This window comes from Amycolatopsis sp. BJA-103 (genome assembly GCF_002849735.1).
Taxonomy (GTDB): Bacteria; Actinomycetota; Actinomycetes; order Mycobacteriales; family Pseudonocardiaceae; genus Amycolatopsis.
This window is the reverse complement of sequence record NZ_CP017780.1, coordinates 7,969,826-7,990,001: the sequence shown is the minus strand read 5'-3', so window position 1 is coordinate 7,990,001 and position 20,176 is coordinate 7,969,826. Positions and strand designations below refer to the sequence as shown.

Below are 20,176 nucleotides of genomic sequence, written 5' to 3'. Positions count from 1 at the left end.
ACGGACGACGGTAGGGAGGATCGAGGACAGGAACGGTCCTCGATCCTCCCTACCGTCTACCGATCACTCGAAATCGATTCCCCAACGCTGGTTGGCGACGTGCTGGCAGTCATAGATCACCAGGCGCGTGCCTTCCGCGTCACCGCCGCTCAGCGAACCGAGGCACCGGCCGGAACCGGTGTTCTCGATCATGCCGTCCGGGCGCTGGAACCAGCGTTGCGCCAGTCCGTAGTTGCAGTCCCACAACTGGACCGGTGTGTCGTTCGCGGTGGCACCGTTGGTGACGTCCATGCAGCGGCTCTTCATCCTGATGGTGCCGTCGTTCTGCACCAACACCTGCTGAGCGGTGGATCCACTGCAGGTGTACAGGTTGATCGCCGTGCCGTTCGCGTCGTTGTTGTAGTACACGTCCGCGCACTTGCCGCTCACGCCGGCGAGCCGCCCCTTGTGCGGGAACGACCGGACGACGCTCCATGCCTGGTTCTGCGAACCCGTGCAGGCCTGGATCGTCACCGAGGTCGCGCCCTGGGTCGAGTCGAGACACTTTCCGGACTTCGGGTTGATGAGCGAACCATCGGCTCTCAGTTGCCAGAACTGAGCAGCGTCACCGGTGCACTGGTACGACCAGACAGGCGTCCCGTCGGCCACGAGTCCGTTTTTCACATCGAGGCAGCGCCCGAGCGCCCGGACGCTTCCGTCCTTCGCCAGGGTCCACGTATCCGACAAGGAAGCGATACAACCTGTCGTCCCGATGGTCGCACCGTTGGCCACGATACGGCCGCTGACGTTGAGACAGGCACCGAACCCGTCGGTCAGCTGGCCTGCCGGAGCGGCTCGTTCCGCGATCTTCCAGATCTGCTGCGCCTGGCCGTTGCAGTCCTGGATGGTGACGATGGACCCGTCCGTCGAGCCGGCCGCCGAAAGGCATCGCCCGGATCCGAGGTTGAAGATCCGGCCGTCGTCGAAGATCTGCCATTCCTGTGTCAACGAGCCCGCACAGCCCACCGCGACCACGCGAGACCCCGCCGCCGTCGCACCACCCTGCACGTCCAGGCACTGTCCGAGGACATGGAGCGCCGTGTCCCCGGCCGTCCACTGCTGCGCGACGGAGCCCGAACAGGTCCACATCTGGACCGTGGTGTTGGTCGGCACGCCACCGGACAGATCGAGGCAGGCGCCGCCGACGCCGGTCACGAGGCCGCTCATCGACACCCGGTTCGAGCGTGTCCTCAGATTGCGGTACTTGACCTGGTCACCGGTTCCATGGCCGGAGAGCTGGACGTAGGAGCGCCGGTTGAACATCGACGGAGCGGTGTACTCGTTCACCTTGGTGCCGTTGAGCAGCACCGTCACCTTGGGACCGGCCACGGTGATCTCGAAGGTGTTCCACTCACCGACCGGTTTCGCCGCTGTCGCGATCGGCGCCTTGATGCCCTTGATCGCCCCGGTCGCGTCCGTCGGTGCCGCCGAGGCTCCACCGATCGCGATCTGCGCCGCGGCGGGGCCAGGGCCACGCGGAAGCCCGACGTGCACGGCCGACTGCGAGTTCGCGCCTGTCGCCTTCCAATCGACCTTCAGCGTGAAGTCGTTGTCGAAGAGGTTGGACGGGTTCCACGGTCCGGCTGTCCCGGACAGCGTGCCGAATTCACAACCGTCCTGCGCGGCGAGAGTCGGCCCCCAGCGAGCAAGGGAAGACTCGGACCTGCCGTCCATGAGCGAACTGAAGCCGGGTTCGAGGTTCGCGTTGACGCAGTTCCCCGCCGGACCGGCCGCCGGACCTCCGACGAAGTAGCCTGCCACGTCAGCGGTGAGTTCGGCCTCTCCTTCGGTGTTCGAGGCGCTGAGCTTCCCACTCGGGCCCAGCGGGACCAGCGCCGTGGCAGGCGCCGTCTTGCCCTGGTCGACCTGCAGTGCCGGCGCGTTGGCGAAGCCGGTTTCAGGAGCGAAGAAGGAGACTCCTGTGTTGATCACCTTGTCCGCTGCGGACCCGGTGATCACCACGCCGGTCGCGCCGAGTGGCACCCCCGCGGTCCCCGCGACCTGCGCGGTCACGGTAGCGCCCCGCTTCAAGGTCCCCACCGGGACGCCGGTCCCAGTACCGGTGTCGATCACCCGGCTGGTTCCGAGCGCCGGGACGAACTTGGCACCGTTGCCCGGGGCGAACCACCCCAGCAAGTCGACCGCGAGATGAGTCGAACCGGCCGAGTTCCGCAGCCGGATCTTCCCGTCGTCACCGATCCGGACGAAGGCGATATTGGACCGTCGCTGGCCGACGTTCATGAAGACACTGCTGGTGTCGGGCGTGTAGGTCTGCGGGTAAGCCGAGATGAAGGTCCCCGCCGTCGACTGACCGGCCGTGAGGTTCACCACCGCCGTCGTCGCGTTCGCTGGAACATCCGACACTCCCCGGACCTGAACAGCGATCTCCTCGCCCGCGCCGAGCGGCGTGTTCTTCACCGACGCCAGGTTCTTCGTGTCGAGCAGCCTGGCCCCGCCGGCCTTGGCCGTGTAGGTACCCACTCCGTCAGGGCTGAAGTACCCGGCGAAATCCACCGTCATCCCCGGGGTGCCGACAGTGTTGTGGATCCGGACAGCCCCATCACCGCCAAGTGGAACGATGACAGTCAGCGTGGTCTGTCTGCTGGTCTGCAGCGGGAACCGGATCGGCTGCGCTGCTCCGGGATTACCCGCAGTGAAACGCAGCTCGGTCGGACCGTCGGCCAACCCGGCGGTCACGGTCAACACGACCGCCGTCGCGTTGGAGGGCGCGCCGGGGACCGTCAGCGCGAACGTCTCACCCGCGGTGAAGCGCCGCTGATGTCCACCGACCGCCGTGTTGGTGTCGAGGATCCGAGTCGGGTTCGTCTGCGCGGTGTAGCCGCCGGGCTGAGCAGCGGTCGCCGATCCGGGAGAACCGGCCCAGAGCACGCCGACGCCCCAGTCGTTGGGCGACCCACCCGGCACGGCCTTCGCGCGAGACTTGAGCAGGTATTCCAACTGCGCGGCGTCGAGCTGCGGATTGGCGCCCTTGAACAGGGCGGCCACACCAGCGACGTGCGCGGAGGCCGCGGACGTCCCGGTGAAGAGATCCGGCGCGTTGGTGAAGGTCGAAACGCTGGCGAAGCCGGTGATGTCCGGCTTCGTCCGGCCATCGACAGTGGGTCCGTGGCTGCTGTAGGGCTCAAGTTGCCCTGATGCGGGCTTGGTCGCACCTGTCGCCAACGCGTACGGCGAGCTGGCAGGTTCGGCGATGCTCCCTTCCGGAGTCGACCACTGGAAACCGCCGGTCTCCCCGAGCTTGGTCAGATAGAGGTCGAACTTCGTGGTGAAGGGAGCGTTGTTGTTCTTGACCCAGGCGTAGTAGGTACCGCCGAAACCGGTGTTGTTGAAAAAGGTTGCTTCCTCGACCGGGGCACCACCGCCGGCGGTGTCGCGCTGGGCGAGCGTCGACCGAGCCACCACATGCGAATCGTTCGGACCGGTCGGAGCGGACGACGAGTCGGTGATGTACAGGTCGAGATCCTTGGTCGTGACCGGCCACGCGTCCCAGCGCAGAGTCACCGTCGCGGGCTGACCCGAGCCGACCGAGAAGTTGTTGACCTCCGAGGCCGCATTGAACTCGACCCAGGTGGGCGCCCCGGTCCGGTCCGCCGCCTGGCCGGCGAAATGACGCTGGCCGTAGTTGCCTGCCGCCGTGGACCACAGGATTCCGGCTTGCCGAGAGCGCTGAACGACCTGCGCCGGGCTGTTGGCATCCGGTCCCGTGCCGTCGCCGCGGCCGGCTCCCGGCACGGCGATCGCCGCACTGATGATCTGCACACCCTGCTGCTGCAGCCAGTCCGCGGCCGGCGCGAAGCCCATGTCGTCCTCGACACAAGCGAGGTAGAGCTGCGCGGCGGGCGCCATGTCATGGACGATTTCCGCGACGTTCACGCCGTGCGGGTCATCGATCGTCGCGTCGAGGCAGTTCGTGCCATTGGTGACGAGCTGGGTCCCGCTCGGGAGCTCACCTGCCGCCTGAGCAGCGGCAAGGCCGGCGAACCCGACATCGAGGATGCCGATCTTCACCCCGGCGCCCTTGTTGTTCGTGTCGATCCATGCCTGGGCCCCGGAAACCCCGACACCTTCGGAAGTCACGCTCGACGGAAGCACCTTGGTCGGCCGCTTCACTTCGCGGACGCCTGACTGCTTCGCGAGTTCGTCGACTTTGTCCTCGGCCACCGCCGCCCTGATCCGTCCGGGCTGCGCGGCGGAAACCGTCCCACCGACCGCCTTGACGGCGTTTCGAAGGTCGGACTCGTTCTGACCGTGAACGTAGAGGAGCACGTGGCCGTTCTGATCCTTGGCCACTCGCTCCTTGGGTCTCTGCCCGGCCACCGATTCCGCGACCGGCGCGTCGCCTGGTGGCGCCGCGCTGGCCGGCAACGTGAAGCCACTCACCGCCAAGGACATGGTGGCGGCTACGAGGGCCGCACGTCGCAATGTCTTCATTTTTCCTTCCGATTATCTAGACCAGTTCATCAAATGTCTCAACCGAGTAATCTTTGGATGGGAACCCACCCGGAAGAACAGGGGGAGAAATTTTTCTCAACACAAGCGAGGACCAAAAATCAAAAAAACCTCCGGCATGTTCCCACCATTGAAAACTCTCAAAGATGACAATGGTCCAGTCTTTTAGAGCGCCTTCCGTTCGCCAGAAATACTGCCCGTTGTCATCATCGTACCCCCAGGGCAGCAATCCCCCTGAAGATGGAAAGATTGAATAGGGAAGATCAAGCCCGGGCATCTTCTCAATATGCTGCCACTCCCCCAAAATCCCACAGCCTTTTTGCAACAGATTGCCGTGTATACTATTTGCACCTGGATGCAGGATCGTTATATGAGAGTCGAAGTAGAGCGCTGGAAACTCCTCGCAAAAATCCCTGTAGTCAAGAGGGAGCGACGTGCCCAGTCTGCGCTCCACCTCACCCCAATCCACCACTTGAGGACGACTAACAGAATTGCCAAACAATTCCGTGTAACTAGGCACAACGAGCCCCTTGCAGCTGATCCGAAAACTTCGCATTTCGAATTGTTACATCGATACACAGCCCCTTGCTTCCAACAGCATACATATTGATCGCCACTGGTGCCGGCAAGGAACCATCATACAATGGAACAACTCGATAGTAGACCTCCTCATTTCGAATCAGTGCGTCAGCAATTTTCTTCTCATACGTCAGCATTCCAGCCCAGCTGTTACCGAAGTGATGGTTGAAGGTAACAATATTTTCCCTGACAGATTCACCGCCAAACTGTCGTCCAATCAAGTGCGTCCGAGCATTACCATCTTTTTTCTTCCAACCAGGCACCGGGTCCTTCGGCCTATCTTTAGGGGGATGGAGATCACCGGGGCAAAGGTACGCCGTACCACCGACCGGTCGACCAAGTCCGTCAAGATCGTCGTATCCTATTTCGGTCCTACATTCTTCGTCACGTCCAGTAAGGTCACTCACTGTTTCAATTAACGCTTCTGCATTGACAAACCTGACCAGGTTCGTCCAAAAATTTTCAGCAACCTCCTGGGTTACCTTCAGGCTCTTCTCAAAAAAATCGATGCCGGCATCAATAGTTTTTGTCGTGGTCGTGACTGCCGAGACTGCCTCGGTCACAGCTGCAACCGTCGCACCGGCTGCCAATTCGACTGCTTTGGTCAGAGCCATGGCGATCCACGGCGGCGGTGGCGGCGGAGCAGGCTTGACCGGCTTCGGTTTCACTCCTGGCTTGAATCCAGGCTTGCCTGGAGTCCCCGTATACGTAGAAGGCTTCGGGCAGCCGCCTACCCGCCACTTGCAATGACCGACAGGAACAGGTTCTTCGTTGCCACCTGTCCACTCGTACCCCTGGGCGTACGCATGGAACCACTGCGGACAAAGCTGTCCGTTGACGCGAATTTGATCTCCGCAACCGCCAATCGTTTGGCCGCCCATGTTGCAGTAGAAGAAGCCGAGGGCGTCCGCAAACACCCCGCCACGAGATTGTTTTCCCCTTGACGGCGCAGAAGGTCCGTTGTCCGTGGCGCCATCGCACCAGTTGACCCAGGGTCCGTGGCCGCTCGGATCGGAGGTCCCGACTGAGTCTCCGTTGCCGTAGGTGTATCGGTTCGTCGCTGTCGAAGGATCGGGAGCGAGTTCCCAGTCATCCCGCGAAAGGAACCCACCACGCTCCGGCGAGTACCAGCGCGCGGTCATGTTGACGTCACCGGAATCCGGGCTGGTCCAGTCTCCCTGGTACCCCAGGTTCGAGGTATCACCCGAAGAAGCGGTCACCGCGCCGAACGGATCGAACGTCCGCTGACCATCGACGACAGCGCCGAGGTAGCGCCCGACGACGTCGCCGTGCCGGTCGGCGTAGAGCAGCTTCCCGCCGGCACCCGCCTTGTCGCTCAGCGCGGTTCCGTCGGGAAGACGGGACACGGTGCGCATGCCATCGGTGACGGTTTCGTTCGACAGACCGTCGTAGGACAGCGCGACGTTGTTGCGAGTGTGGACGCGATCCTTGCTGTCGTACTTGTAGTTCGTCGCGCCTTGGGCGACCAGGCGATCGAAGGCGTCGAAACCGCTGGTCGTCGTGGTGCTCCCACGAGTCACCGCGGAGACAGTGCCACGCTTCGTGTAGGTGTAAGCGGCGCCGCCACCGGACAAGAGCTGGTTTCGCTCGTTGTAGGTGTAGGCCGCACCGTTGACCGACGATCGGTTGCCCGCGTCGTCCCAGCCATAGGTCGTCTGTTGGGTTCCGGCCGTCCACGAAGTCAGGCGACCGACACCGTCGTAGCCGTACGAGTTCGCCGCGGGCGCACCCGGACGAGTCGATGCCTTGGAGGTGACCTTGTCGTCCTTGTCGTACCCATAGCTGTCGCCGAACAGGACTCGCGTACTGGTCTCGGTCGACTGCGTCAGATTGTCCGCTGCGAGCCTGCCGAGCTTGTCGTAGCCGATGTTGCGAGTGATCCGCCCGTTCAGAGCGCGGTCCTTGGTCAGCGACAGCCGCCCCGCGTTGTCGTATCGGTAGTCCATCGTCCGGCCGGTGATGGGGTCCGCGGCCGAGTAGAGCCGCCCGGCGTCGTCATAGGTGAACGTCGCGGTTCCGGCCGCATCGGCACGCGTCGCGAGCGTTCCATCGCCGTTGTAGGTGTAGGTGCTGGTCCCCATGGGGCCCTGCGAAGTTCGCAGGTTGTCGCGGTCGTCGTAGCGATAGTGCGTGTCACCACCAGGGCTGCCGACCTTGGTGACACGGCCCGCCAGGTCGTACCCGAACGTGCGGTCCGTGGTCGCCTGTTCCGCTCCTGTCCCGCGCTCGACGGTCAGTCGGTCCTGTTCGTCGTACTCCCTCGTACGGGTCACACCGCCCGGAGCGACCAGCTTCGTCGCGCGTCCGACAGCGTCGTATGACGTGGTCCAGGAACGATCGGCGGACGCGGTGGCTCCCGTGGTAGCGGGTTCGATCACCGATTCCGGCAGTCCCCAGGGGTTGTAGGTGTACTCCGTCGCATTGCCCTTGCCGTCCACGAAGTGGCTACGGCTGCCCAGCCGGTCGTAGCCGGTCCAGGTGGTGATGGACTTCGTGGCATCGACCTTCTCGACCTGCTTCACCAGCCGGTTGAGGAAGTCGTAGCCGTAGTCGACCGTCCGGCCTTCCGGAGAGACCGACTGCAGCAAGTTCCCGTTATCGTCGTATCTGGACGAAGACGAACGCTGCTGCTGGCCGTCGACGATCTGCGCGGTTCCGGTCATCCGGCCCGCCAGGTCATAGGTCCTCGTGCTGACCAAACCGGTCGGATCGGTGACGCTGTTCTGCCGTCCCGAGTTGTCATAGCCGTACGTCACCGTGCGGCCGGTCTCGTCGGTTTCGCTGATCAGGTCGTTCGCGCCGTTGTAAGCCTTCGTACTGACGAAGCCTTGCGGGGTGGTTTGAGAGGTGACATTCCCAGCGTCGTCGTATCCGGTCCTGGCCGTGTAGAAAACGTTCTGACCGCCATAGCGTTCGACTTGCGTCGCTGTGATCCGCCGGCCGAGCTCGTCGTAAGTGAACTCCTCGCGAGCACCGGCGGCATCGGTGCTGCTCAGTAGTTCGCCGTTCCCGTTGTAGGAGGACTTCAGCACCGACGGTGTGTCGCCCACCTGCGGCAGAGTCGAGGTGAGCACGCGACCATACGGGTCATAGGTGTTCGTGGTGGTGCGGTTCAAGTGGTCGGTGACCGTGAGCGCGTTGCCTCCGCGGTCATAGACCGTCCGGGTCACCGGAGCGATCGGCTGGCCGCCCGGCGGCGTGTATGCGGGCAGGACACCTGCGGTCGCCCTGCCCATGTTGTCGCGCTCGGTCGTGGTGACGTTCCCGGCGCTGTCCTTGGACTGGGTGACCTCGCCGAACGTGTTGTGCCCCAGCGATTCGGTCAGCTCCACATTGGCGGTCTTCTGGCCGTTGACCCAGACGTCCACCGCAGGCTTGATCGTCGAGACAGGCTGGCCGGTCGCGTCGTAGGTATAGCGAGTCTGGACCTGCCGTCTGTCGGTGCTCGCCACCGCCAGTCCGCGTTCGTCGTAGGCCGTGGTCGACGACAGGATCAGTCCCGTCGATGCGGTCGTGTCCTGTCTGCGGATACTGCCGTTGGGCGCGTAGGTGAGGTCGGTCGTCTCGATACGCGAGGAATCGCCCGCACCGGTCGAGGAGGTGCGAGTGGGATTGCCCGCTCCGTCTCGAACGAATGTGGTCTTTCGTTTCACCCCGTCCGGATCCACTGTGGACTCGGTGGCGAATCCGGCAGGGTCGTACACCGTCGCCGTCTTACGGTTTCCCGCGGTGACCTGCTGGGTCAGATTGCCGGCGGGATCGTAGACACGCTGCTCGAGCAGGACGTCCCGAGCAGGTCCGGACGGAGGTCGATATCCCTCGAGCGTCGTTGTGGCGAGCAGGCCGTCGCCGTAATAGCCGTACCGGGTGGCACGGTTCATCGCGTCCTGAACCCGCTCGAGTCGCCCGGTAGCGTCGTAACTCCGGCTCTCCACCTGCAAGCTGCCCATCCCCGAAGTGGCGGGATCGGCTCCGATACCACTGGCCACCCGCGACAGCAGGCGGCGCTCATCGTCGAACTGGTCGGTCCACTTCGTGCCGAGGACGTCGGTGGTGACGACCTTGAGCAGATCGGGTGAGCGCTCGTATCCGACCGTGCCGCCATCCGGGTAGTTGATGCTCACCCGCTGGTCGAAGGCGTTGTAGCCGAATGTGGTCTTCCGGACGGCATCTCCGCCCGTCGCGTCGGAGACCGTCGTCTCGAGCAGGTTCCCATTCCCGTCATAGCCATTGGTGGTGACGGGGGTGTGCGTTACACCGGTGATCGTGTTCGTCACCGCCGGGGCGGTGATCTTGGCGATCTCCGACCTCGGCGTGTACTCGAAGTTCCTGATCCCGAACACACCGCCGGCGGTGTTGCCCTCCTGCTGTGACAGGCGACGGCCGATGCCGTCGTAGGTGTACGACGTGACCAGTCCCATCACGTCCTTGGTGAATGCCAGGTCACCATTCGCCCGGAAAGCGTTGTTCGCGATCTGATTTCGCCGGTCGGTGGCTTGTACCAGCACCCCGGCAGGCACTTTGCCGCCGCCTTCGGCGGCTTCGGTGCCATTGGCGTAGGTCCTCACCTCACTGGGCGCGGCGACCTGCCCTGCCGGGATCGGAAACGTCGTCGTCGTGAGCCGACCGGCGGTGTCATAGGCATATGACGTCCGGTAGCGAGTGTCGGTGGCGTTCGACGAGCGCGCGTCGGAGCTGGTGGCAACCTTGTCACGTTTCGGGTCCAACGGGTCCGAAGAGGTGACATACGTGAAATACGCGGTGTTGCACGACCCGGCCGCCCGGCAAGTCTTGCGGCTCAGCACGTTGCCACGGTCGTCAGTGGTCTGTTCGACGCGGTTGTCGAGTTCGTCGACTGTGGCCTTCAGGAAGCCCTTTTCGTTGTACTCCCAACGCTTGGTGAACCCCTTGTGGACGGTCGAGGTGAGGCGACCGCCCTGATCCGCGTCGAACTTGTAGGTCCAATCCGGATAAGGGCCGCGCAGATTCACCGTGCGCTCCGCGTTATTGCGCGACGGCAGGTCAAGTGTCCACTTGCGACCGTCGTGATCGGTGAGCGTCTTCGCCCGGTCAGCTCGGTCGTCGTAACCGATCTCGGCGAAGACGCGACCATCCTGAGGAAGGGTGATCTTGGTGAGCTGATCGATCGTCCGTGCGGCACCGAAGTGCTGCGCGACAGCGAAAGGGCTCAAGGTGTGCTGATAGAGCGCGACCTCGTCGATCGAGCCGTTGAAGTAGAAATCGCCGCCGTTCGTCGAGGGGAAGTTCTTACCGACACCTCCGCCGACCACCAGCTTGCCCAGCGTCCCGTGATCGATCAGCCCGGTGACCGTTCCGATGGCCGCGCCATCGAGGTACAGTGTCTGACGATCGACCTCGGACGTCAGCACCGCGTGATGCCATCCGTTGTCGTTGACCGGGTTCGCGCTGATCACCTGGCTCGGCCCGGCCACGTTGCGGGCCGACAGTCCGCCGTAGAGGTGGCCGTCGATTCCCACGTAGAGCAAAGGCCGCCATTTGCCGGGTGCCGTGGTGGGAAAGGCCTGGTCCGCGTAGCTGAGCAGAGTTCCGCTCGCTCCGGTCTTGAACCACAGCTCGGCAGAAACCGACATGTTCTCTTTGATCAAGTCATCCGGCAGCGTCAGGTGGCTGGCCATGCCGTCGAAGACCGCGGCCGTATCGGTCGTACCGCCGAGCGCTCCCGCCGCCCCGAAACCCAGACCGTTCTGCCTGCCCACGTCGGCGCCGGGAGTGCGAGCCGCGGCGTTGGCCGTCGTCGGCCCGCTGTCCTCGTTGAGCCGCCAGTACCCGCGCGGCCCGTCGTCCATGACCGAACTGCGGTAGTGCGAGCCGGCGAGTCGCCCATAGCTCGTGCAGTTCGGTGCCGCACCGGGCGCGCAGACACCGGTCAGCGTGTCGCCGTCGTAGGTGTAGGTCCAGGTCAACGGATCCTGCCCGGGAGCGGGCGGAGGCGTCTGCACCTTGGTGACGTGCGCGCCCGTCCACGTGATCCCCAGCGAACGTCCGGACACATCGTTCACCAACGCCGTCACGTGGCCTGAGGTGTCGTACTCGAGATGCTCGGTGAGCCCGGCCGGGTCGGTGATGCGGATCAGCTTGCCCGCGTTGTCGAACAGCCAGCGACTGCCGGTGACATCCCTGAGCGTGTAGTAGCCGGTGCCGCTGTCATAAACGAGGTCGACGTTCTGGCCCATCGGCGGCGCGAAAGAGCCGTCCGGGTTCCGGCCGAATCGGGCCTGTCTGCCGTTCGGATAGGTCAGCAGGACATCGACGACGACGTTCTGCGCGGACCGGTTCGGGACGAGCCGTGTGTCAAGCCGGGACGCCCAGCCGACACCGAAGGCGGTGTCCCTACGGGGATCCAGACTGTTGTACGTCCTCGTGATGGTGAGATCCGGGCCGACGGTGGCGACGTTGGCGTCGGTGACGGCGGTCGAATAGTTCCCGATCTGCGGATCGAGACCCGGTCCGTTCACAGTGTCCGGACTGCCTGCCAGGTGAGAGGTGATTTCCGGCTGCGGGACGCGTGTGGTCAGCGCCAGCGGGCCGACCCAGTTCGGCGAGGGACTCACGGTGTCATGAGTCTTGACCCCCCAGTAGTAGGTCTTGCTCCAGGCGAGCTTGCCTCCTGGCGGCACCCAGCTTTCGGGCCCCCATGGGGAATCCGTGCAGTTCTGGGTCAGCGCGACATCGGTGCAGATCCGGAACTGGAACGTGAACCCCTTGTTCGGCCAGTTGTCGTCGTCGATGGCCCGAGCGAACAAGGTCGGTGTCAAGGATTCGACCGTCGCGCCGTTTCCAGGTTGCTGGTAGTTGGACCCTGGCGGTGTGTTCTGGACCTTCAGCGGAGCTGAACCATAGGGAACCTCGTAGACGACGTGAAAGTCCTCGTTCGCGGGATTCCACATGGTCAGGAGAAGTTCGTAGTCACCCGGGGCCAACGCGGTCAGCGGCACCGTGATGGTCGCCTGGCCACCCGGCGGCACATCCACACCCGGCGCGACTCCCTGCGAGGTCTTGATCACCGTGCCGTTCTGCTTGACCAGATAACCCAGCCGGTATCCGCCACCGGCCCCCCAAGTGGAAGACCCCTGGTTCGTGACCTTCGCCGTGAACGTGCCCTCTCGCGTGTTGGTCGGCAGGAGAACATCGGTGAGTTCGTAGGCGGCGCCCTCCGGCGCGTAGCGAACGTCGAGGTACGGCTTGTTAGGGGTGTTGGCGGAGGCGAAGCGCTTGAAAGCCGCGCTGTCGCCTTCGTTGGCGGCACGGATGGTGAAACCGTTGCCCAGCGCCGTTCCGTGCGACCACTGGATGGCGATGTCCTGCGGCAGGACGAACTGGGTCAGGTGCTGCCCGGCGCATCCCGCGCCCAAGGCCGGCACATCCACGGTCGCGAGCGCGCGGCCCGCCGCCGCTCCCGGCCATACGGCGTTGTTGCCCCAGCCCTGGGTGACCTCGAAAAGGGTGACCGGACGGGTCTGACACGAATGAATGGCCAGCACGTCGAGCGTCGCCCCGATGATGTACTGGTTCCGGAGGGCGGCGGAAACGGACTCCAACTTCAGGTACGAACGGGAGATCGTCCTCCCGCCGTTCGACGAACCGACTTCGAGTTCGATGTTCCCTGAATGGTTCTGCGTCGTACCGGACTTGACGTAGGTGTCGTCGTTGATCCAGACCTTCCCGACGCTCGGGTCCACGACAACGGGATAGACCCGGCTCGGATCCTTCAGCCAAGCCGCGTCCAGGTCGACTCGCAGGATCCAAGTCTGGGCGCCGGCCGGCGCGAGCGAGTACCGGACCCCGTCACTCCGGACACCGGTCCCGGTCACCGGATCGACCTTGTCGTCGATCATGAAACCGGCGGGAATGACTCCTCGCACCACACCGGACTGATCGGTCAGCTGGACCTCACCGCCGACGAGCTGCGGGCGAAGTGCGCCAGTGTGCAAGGTGAACGCGTAGCTCGACCGCGCTTTCGGAGAGTGCAGTACGAGTTCTTCCTTGAGCCCGCCGTCGGTGGCCGATAGGCGCAGGTCGACGTCGGGCATGGCACCGGGATAGGTCACGGTGTCCGCGGCAGGCCGCGCCGACGCGGGAGTGGCGCCCTGGAGGGCGTAGGTCAAGGTGTGGCCGCCGTCCAAACCGACGGCGGCCACCTGCTCGGCGTTCGCGAATCGCGCGAAACTGACGGCGGTCGGAGCCTTGCGCGGAGACCATCGACCGTCCGGGCCAGCTTGCAGGTTCAGGTCGATCGGGGACCAGGCACCGTTTGTCTCCCGGACGTTGGCCTGCCCGGTGTGCACTCGAAGCGTGCGACTGCCGTCCGGATTGTCGAACGTCTGGGTGTCCACGGTGCGGTCCTGCGGCCGCTCGACGGCTTTAGGGTCGATCGCGGGCAACTCGCTCCGCTGATCGACCGCCGGCTTGACGTGCTGCCTGCCGTCGACCACGCCGTTGAGTTGAGGCGGCGCGGCGACCGAATCGGCCACCGCGCCGGAAGGACGAGGGGTATCGCGGGGCTCAAGGCCCGGTCTCTGGTCCCTCCCCGACCCCGGCCCCGCTCCGAGCCTCTGCTCCGGCGAATCGAGCGACGCGCCCAGAGGCAGAGGCTCGGCAGGCTTGGCGTACTCGACGGCCGAGCCCGCGACAGGAAGCAGAATGACCAGTACCAGGCCGAGAACCAACCAGTTCCGCGCAGCATTGACCACACGTGAACGCGCCACAGTGACGTACCCCCAGCAAACCCGAACGGTCGTCCCCCGACGCCGATCGGAACGTTAAGTGGGCGTAAAACGATCAGTCAATGGTTAGCGCGGCGAAGTACTCGAATGCCGTAACAGCCCGAAACATCCCATGTACTCCAAGTGGCCGAACGGTCAACTGCGGATCAGCCGAGCCCACCGCCGCCGCAGGGGCGTCGAGTGACCTTCCGGGGGGCCTTCGGGCTCCGGAACCGGGCGGACCACAGGCGCGTAGATGGTCTTCGCCAGATCTCGTTTCGCCTTCTTGAAGCCTGCCAACGCGTCGGGCGCGTATCCGCCTGCCTTCGGCCGATCCGGCACCTGGCTCAGGTCCTCCAGCAGGGTCCAGTTGGACCCGAGCGCGGCAAGGGAACGATGCTTCGTCGCGTAGTAATCAGGGTGGATCGAGACCGCGACACCCGAGGCGCCCGCCGCCGCGGCCAGCATGTGCAGGTGGAAGCGTGTGGAGATCCAGGTCTGTTCGGGCGAAACCGGCAGCCCGTGCGTCCAGATGTGCGAAAACGGGTAGAACCGGGCGCCGGGCAGTTCTCGCTCGAGGAGCGCGAAAACCTCGCGATCGACTCGGGGCACACCCTCGATGACGCCGATCCTTTCGGGCGGGATCTTCCAGGAGCGCAGCATCGACAGCACCGCGCCCGCCAGCTTGCCGACCCCGACCTCCACCAGATCGGACTGGAGGCAGAGCATGACCTCAGGCAGCTCCTCGGCCTCCTCGTAGAGGTGCGGACCGATGCCGATGAACGCGTCGTCGAGCCCCACCGGCACGTCCAGCAAGGCCGCCGAGGCGTCGTCGCGGACTTCCACGATCTCGAACCGGTCGGCGAGCGCGCGCAGCAAGGGCGCGACGTCGTCGCAGGCGGGCAGCAGCCCCTGTCCTGTCATGGCCGCCCGGCCTCCGGAACGCTCGGCGGCGGCGGACGCACCGGCCAGGAGCCCGATCTGCTTGGGCCAGAGCTTGTTGATGTAGCCGCCACCGACGACGTGAATCACATCGACCGTCGCGAGCAACTCGATCCCGTGATGCAGCCTGGGCATCATGCCGGGGTTGTAGATGGCTTCCCGAACCCAAGCCGCAGCCTGCCAGGGGTCCTCGGAGGGGGCCTCCCAGCACAACCGCCACAGGGTGTCCGTGAACTTCGCACGTGGATGCAGCCCGTCAAGAAGTACGGCGGCAGGACCCGGCGAGTGGGTGTCCACCCACACATCCGCGTCAGGAGCCACTTCGGCCAAATACCGGAGCCAGCTCGCGGTAATGAGCTCGTCACCATAGTTCGGGTGACCGACCGGCGCGACCAGGTAATACAGTGCGCGCAGGACAGGCTTCGAGTCTGAAGCCATTCTGTCGGGGACCGGCATTCGTGCATCGTAACGCCGCACACACCGTTACCGGAGTGGGAGCGCGAAACCCGCTCCGGCCGGGGCGGCCCCGGCAGCGTCGGCCCCATCGGTACCCTCGTTCCCGTGCATGCCACCAGCACGGTTCACGCGGCCGACAGTGCTGCTCCGACCTCGGTTCCGCCGATTTCGGACAGCAAGACCTTCGCGCGCGCGTTCGCCGACATCAAGACCGGGTTCGCCGCCAAGGAGCTGTGGGGACACCTCGGCTGGCAGGACATCAAACAGCGCTATCGCCGCTCGGTGATCGGTCCGTTCTGGATCACCATCAGCCAGGGCGTCATCGCGCTCGGCCTCGGACTCCTGTACTCGCAGTTGTTCCACATGCCGACGGCGACGTTCCTGCCCTACATCAGCACCGGGTTCATCATCTGGGGCTTCATCAGCGGCTGCCTGTCCGAGGGCATGGAGACCTTCATCTCCAACGAGGGGCTGATCAAACAGCTCCCGGCGCCGCTGTCGGTCTATGTACTGCGGACGGTGTGGCGCCAGACCCTGATGCTGGTGCACAACCTGATCGTCTACGTGATCGTGATCGCGGTCTTCTTCACCGCGCTGAACCACCAGTACTCGCTGAACACCGGCAACTGCAACGAAGGCTTCTCCGGCATCTGCCACCCGGGTATCGGCTGGTACTCGCTCACCGCGATCCCCGGTTTCTTCCTGCTCGCCTTGAACGCCGGCTGGGTCACCCTGCTGCTCGGCATCATCTCGACGCGGTACCGCGACATCCCGCAGGTGATCAACTCGATCATCCAGCTGCTGTTCTACATGACGCCGATCGTGTGGCCGATCGACCAGCTGATGAAGGGCGGCGCGCGGGTCGACACCTCGTGGGCACTGCCGTTCGTCCACGGCAACCCGTTGTTCCATTTCATCCAGATCGTGCGCGCGCCGATGATCGGGCAGGCCGTCAGCCCCTACAGCTGGGTGATCGTCGGTGGCATCACCGTCATCGGCTGGGGTCTCGCGCTGGTCGCGATGCGTAATTACCGTTCCCGCGTCTCTTATTGGGTGTGACAAGTGGTCAGCATTGATGTGCACAACGCCTTCGTCGACTTCCCGATCTTCGACGCGAAGACCCGCTCGCTGAAGAAGCGAGTACTGGGCAAGGTCGGCGGCAAGATCGGCACCGAGAGCAAGGTGCCGATCATCGAAGCCCTCCACGACGTGACGCTCTCGCTGAAACAAGGCGACCGCGTCGGCCTGGTCGGCCACAACGGGGCCGGGAAGTCGACCCTGCTGCGGCTGCTGTCCGGGATCTACGAGCCCACGCGCGGTTCGGCGAAGATCTCCGGCAAGATCGCGCCGGTCTTCGACCTCGGCATCGGCATGGACCCGGAGATCTCCGGGCTGGAGAACATCATCGTCCGCGGCCTGTTCCTCGGGATGACCGCGAAGCAGATGGAAGCACGCGTCGACGACATCGCGGACTTCACCGAACTCGGCGACTACCTCCAGATGCCGCTGCGGACGTACTCCACGGGTATGCGCGTGCGGCTGGCACTGGGCGTGGTCACCTCCATCGACCCGGAGATCCTGATCCTCGACGAGGGCATCGGCGCGGTCGACGCGGCGTTCCTCAACAAGGCCAAGGACCGGCTGAAGGACCTGGTGAAGCGGTCCGGCATCCTGGTGTTCGCCAGCCACTCGGACGAGTTCCTCTTCGAGCTCTGCGACTCCGCCATCTGGATGGACGAGGGGCACGTCAAGCAGCGCGGTTCGCTGCGCGAGGTGCTCACCGGCTACAAGGGCCGCGACCCGTTCGAGAACATGAGCCAGGAGACCCTGGAGCGGTTCGGCGTCGCACCCGAGCCCGTCTCGACGACGAACGGCGGCCAGGGATGACCAGCGAGACCAGGCAGTTGCCCGAAGGCGCCGTCGTCGGCGTCGTCGTCACGCGCCATCGGCGGGAACTGCTCTCGGACTCGCTCAAGGTGATCGCCGCGCAGACCCGGCCCATCGACCACCTCGTGGTGGTCGACAACGGGCCGGACCAGTCGGCGCGGGACATCGTCGAGGACTACCCGCTCCCCTTCACGTACCTGCCTTCGCACCGCAATCTCGGCGGCGCGGGCGGGTTCGCGCTCGGCATGCTGCACGCGCTTTCGCTGGGCGCGGACTGGATCTGGCTGGCCGACGACGACGGCCGCCCCGCCGACGAGAACGTCCTCGCGATCCTGCTGGACGAGGCCGAAAAGCGGAATCTGGCCGAGATCTCGCCGGTGGTGTCCAACATCGACGCGCCGGACAAGCTCGCGTTCCCGTTGCGGCGCGGGCTGACCTGGAAGCGTTCGTCGTCGGAGCTGGGCGTCGACTTCCTGCCCGGCATCGCCTCGCTGATGAACGGCGCGCTGTTCCGCGCGTCCACTTTGGACGTCGTCGGCGTGCCGGACCTGCGGCTGTTCTTCCGCGGCGACGAGGTCGAACTGCACCGGCGCCTGGTGCGCTCGGGGCTGCCGTTCGGCACCTCGCTCAAGACCGCGTACCTGCACCCGGACGGCTCGGACGAGTTCAAGCCGATGCTGGGCGGCCGGTTCCACGCGCAGGATCCGGAGAACGAGGTCAAGCGCTACTACACCTACCGCAACCGCGGGTACCTGCTGTCGCAGCCGGGCATGCGCAAGATCGGCGCGCTCGAAGTGGTGCGGTTCGGGCTGTACTTCGTCGGTGTGAAGCGGGACCCGAAGGCGTTCCTGCAGTGGCTCAAGCTGGTGCGGCAGGGGCGCAAGGAGAAGTTCTTCCGCTTCTGAACCGCTCCCCCCAATGCTATGAAAGGCCCGTTACTTGCAAAATTTGCAAGTAACGGGCCTTTCATAGCGTTACGGGAGGGGCAGGCGCTACTCGCCGATGACCGGCGGCGCGGTGCGCATGTCGGTCCCGAAGACCTCGTCCGGGTCGCCCTCGACGAGGTACGTCGGACGCTGGTGCTCGGTGTCCTCGTCCCCGTCCGCTTGCTGACCGCGGCCACCCATGCCGCCGCCCATACCCGGTCCGCCGCGGCCGCCGGCGCCACCGCCGAGACCGCCCATACCGCGTCCCGCCGCCGCTTCGGCCGCGCCGACACCGCCGGGGCGGGCCGCGCCGGACGCGGAACCCGAACCGGGCGTGGAGCCCGCGCCGCTGCCGGGGCCGAACCCGCTGCCGCCACCGCCGCCGCGGCTGTTCCGGCCGTTGTACTCGGAGTCGCCCATCCCGCCGCCCATCATGGGCGCCATCGGCATGGGGCTCATCGGCATCGAGTTCATGTTCGAGTTGGGACCCGGCGTGGTGATCGGCGCCGGACCGCCCTGCAGGCCGGACGGCGTCGTGCCCGAGGGGATGCTGCCGGACCCCGTACTCGATCCGGGGCCCGGGAGGTTGCCGGAGCCCGGCGGGATGATCGAGCCGCCGCCGCCACCGCCGCCCCCGCCACCACCGCCGCCGTTGTTACCGGGCGGAATGTAGGTGTTGCCGGGATTGCCGGGGCCGGGCTGGTTCGATCCCGGGGGCACGTCGTAGCGCAGGTGCCTGTCCCCCGGGGTCTCACTGTCCCCGCCGCCCACGCCGAACTTCGGCGGCTCGGCGAACGCCGGCTGCTTCGACGCGGCCTCGTACAGGGACTTGTCGTAGGCGTGCATGGCGGAGGCCGCCTCGGTGTGCGCGTCCTGGCTGTCCTTCTGCTTCTGGATGGACTTGTCGATGTTGTCGCCGAGGTTGAACGGGTTCGACGTCATCCAGCCGCCGACCTCGTCCTTCCAGTTGAAGGGGATCGGCGTGGGCATCACGTTCTTCACGTGGGAAGCCGCGGTGCCCTGGTCGTAGATCGTCTCGGACGCGAGCTTCGCGTTCTGGGAGTTCGTCTCGGACCACTTGCTGAGGCTCTTGAAGTAGCCCTGCGCGTTGCCCGCCGCGTCGCCTTCCCAGGTGCCCTGGGACGCCGTGACGGCCTTGTCCATCGTCGTCGAGAAGGTGTTGAACGCCTTGTGCAGGTCGTGGTACGCCGTGGAGACCTCGGTGACCTGCTCGACGTTCAAGTCGCTCTTGACGAACTGTTCGAGCTTCTCGTGGTCGTAACCCTGGTAGTCCGCGTTCGACGGCTCCAGCCCCTCGACGTACTGGACTTCGCCGTTCTTGGTCAGCTGGTCGACGTTCTTGTCGCCAACCTCCTGGGACTGCTGGTGCGCCTTCCCGGAGGCCATGAACTGCTTGACCGCGCCGAACAGCCAGCCGTCACTGGGATCGACGCCCTCCTGGGCCTTCTGCTGGAAGTACGCGTCGCGTGCCGCGGGCGAAAGGTCGGAGACCTGCTTTTCGCTCAGGTTCGGTGTCTTCGTGGTCATCCTGATTCCCCCTTAGCTCTTCGGAAGCTTCGGTTCGACGATGTCGGCGACCTTCTCGGCGATCCCGCAGGCCTTCTCTGCGTCGTCGGCCGCGACCAAGACGTCGACCCGCGCCGACGCGCCGAGTTCGAGCGCCATCAAGCACCCCGCCGGGGGCCTGGGCGCGAGAATCGCCTTGCGCCCGTTGACGTTGCCGGTGGTCTTGCCGGTGCCGGCGTCGCTCACCGTGTCGAGACCCTGTGTGTCACGGACGCCGATACCGATCGAGAGGGTTTCCGAGGCTGTCGCCGCCTCCTTGTTCAGCGTGCAGAGCCGGGCTCCGCCCGCGTTTTCGCTCGTCGGCGGCTTGAACGTCCCATAGGACGCCAGGTCCGTCGCGCCGACGAGTGAACACGGTTCGATCGACGCGGTGTCCGCGCCGGAAGTGGGCGCGGGGCTGGACGCGCTCGACGACCCGGGCGGGGCTGACGGCGCGGGACTGGCGCTCCCCGGCTTCTCGCTGGAGCACGCGGCCAGTACCAGGGCGGCCGCGGCGAGCGGCACCACGCAAAGCTTCTTCATAGT

At 65.3% G+C, this 20,176-nt stretch carries 9 protein-coding genes; 3 read left to right on the top strand and 6 right to left on the bottom strand.

The features are described from left to right. Window positions 1–63: 63 nt before the first annotated feature. The 4 genes from BKN51_RS35825 to BKN51_RS35810 form a co-directional block, all read right to left on the bottom strand. Window positions 64–4,491: a ricin-type beta-trefoil lectin domain protein gene (locus BKN51_RS35825; RefSeq protein ID WP_101611812.1), complete on the bottom strand. Its 4,428-nt coding sequence runs from the start codon at window positions 4,489–4,491 to the stop codon at window positions 64–66. Between the two features lie 16 nt (window positions 4,492–4,507). Next, the gene (locus BKN51_RS35820; RefSeq protein ID WP_158255746.1) at window positions 4,508–5,029 is read right to left on the bottom strand and encodes an SMI1/KNR4 family protein; all 522 of its coding nucleotides are present in this window, start codon (window positions 5,027–5,029) and stop codon (window positions 4,508–4,510) included. Then, on the bottom strand, window positions 5,022–13,856 hold the full coding sequence (locus BKN51_RS35815) for a LamG-like jellyroll fold domain-containing protein (protein ID WP_146044306.1): 8,835 nt from the start codon (window positions 13,854–13,856) through the stop codon (window positions 5,022–5,024). The genes BKN51_RS35820 and BKN51_RS35815 overlap by 8 nt, the downstream gene beginning before the upstream one ends. 153 nt (window positions 13,857–14,009) lie before the next feature. Further along, entirely contained in the window at window positions 14,010–15,233 is a 1,224-nt protein-coding gene (locus BKN51_RS35810; protein ID WP_233223109.1) for a polysaccharide pyruvyl transferase family protein, read from the bottom strand. A gap of 123 nt (window positions 15,234–15,356) precedes the next feature. Here BKN51_RS35810 and wzm point away from each other — a divergent pair, with 123 nt between their 5' ends. From wzm to glfT1, 3 genes are read left to right on the top strand one after another with little or no spacing between them, the layout of a single operon-like run. Beyond that, the gene (gene wzm, locus BKN51_RS35805) at window positions 15,357–16,310 is read left to right on the top strand and encodes a galactan export ABC transporter permease subunit Wzm/RfbD (RefSeq protein ID WP_168214465.1); all 954 of its coding nucleotides are present in this window, start codon (window positions 15,357–15,359) and stop codon (window positions 16,308–16,310) included. Between the two features lie 3 nt (window positions 16,311–16,313). Continuing rightward, window positions 16,314–17,138, top strand: coding sequence for a galactan export ABC transporter ATP-binding subunit Wzt/RfbE (wzt, locus tag BKN51_RS35800; protein WP_101611808.1), 825 nt, complete (start codon window positions 16,314–16,316; stop codon window positions 17,136–17,138). Continuing rightward, window positions 17,135–18,043 (top strand): galactofuranosyltransferase GlfT1, encoded by a 909-nt coding sequence (glfT1, locus tag BKN51_RS35795; RefSeq protein WP_101611807.1) that lies wholly within the window; start codon window positions 17,135–17,137, stop codon window positions 18,041–18,043. The genes wzt and glfT1 overlap by 4 nt, the downstream gene beginning before the upstream one ends. 87 nt (window positions 18,044–18,130) lie before the next feature. On the opposite strand, the gene BKN51_RS35790 is transcribed toward glfT1, so the two are convergent. Next, complete coding sequence (locus BKN51_RS35790; protein ID WP_101611806.1) at window positions 18,131–19,612, bottom strand: hypothetical protein; 1,482 nt, start codon at window positions 19,610–19,612, stop codon at window positions 18,131–18,133. A gap of 12 nt (window positions 19,613–19,624) precedes the next feature. Beyond that, window positions 19,625–20,173 (bottom strand): DUF3558 family protein, encoded by a 549-nt coding sequence (locus BKN51_RS35785; RefSeq protein ID WP_101611805.1) that lies wholly within the window; start codon window positions 20,171–20,173, stop codon window positions 19,625–19,627. Between the last annotated feature and the right edge of the window lie 3 nt (window positions 20,174–20,176).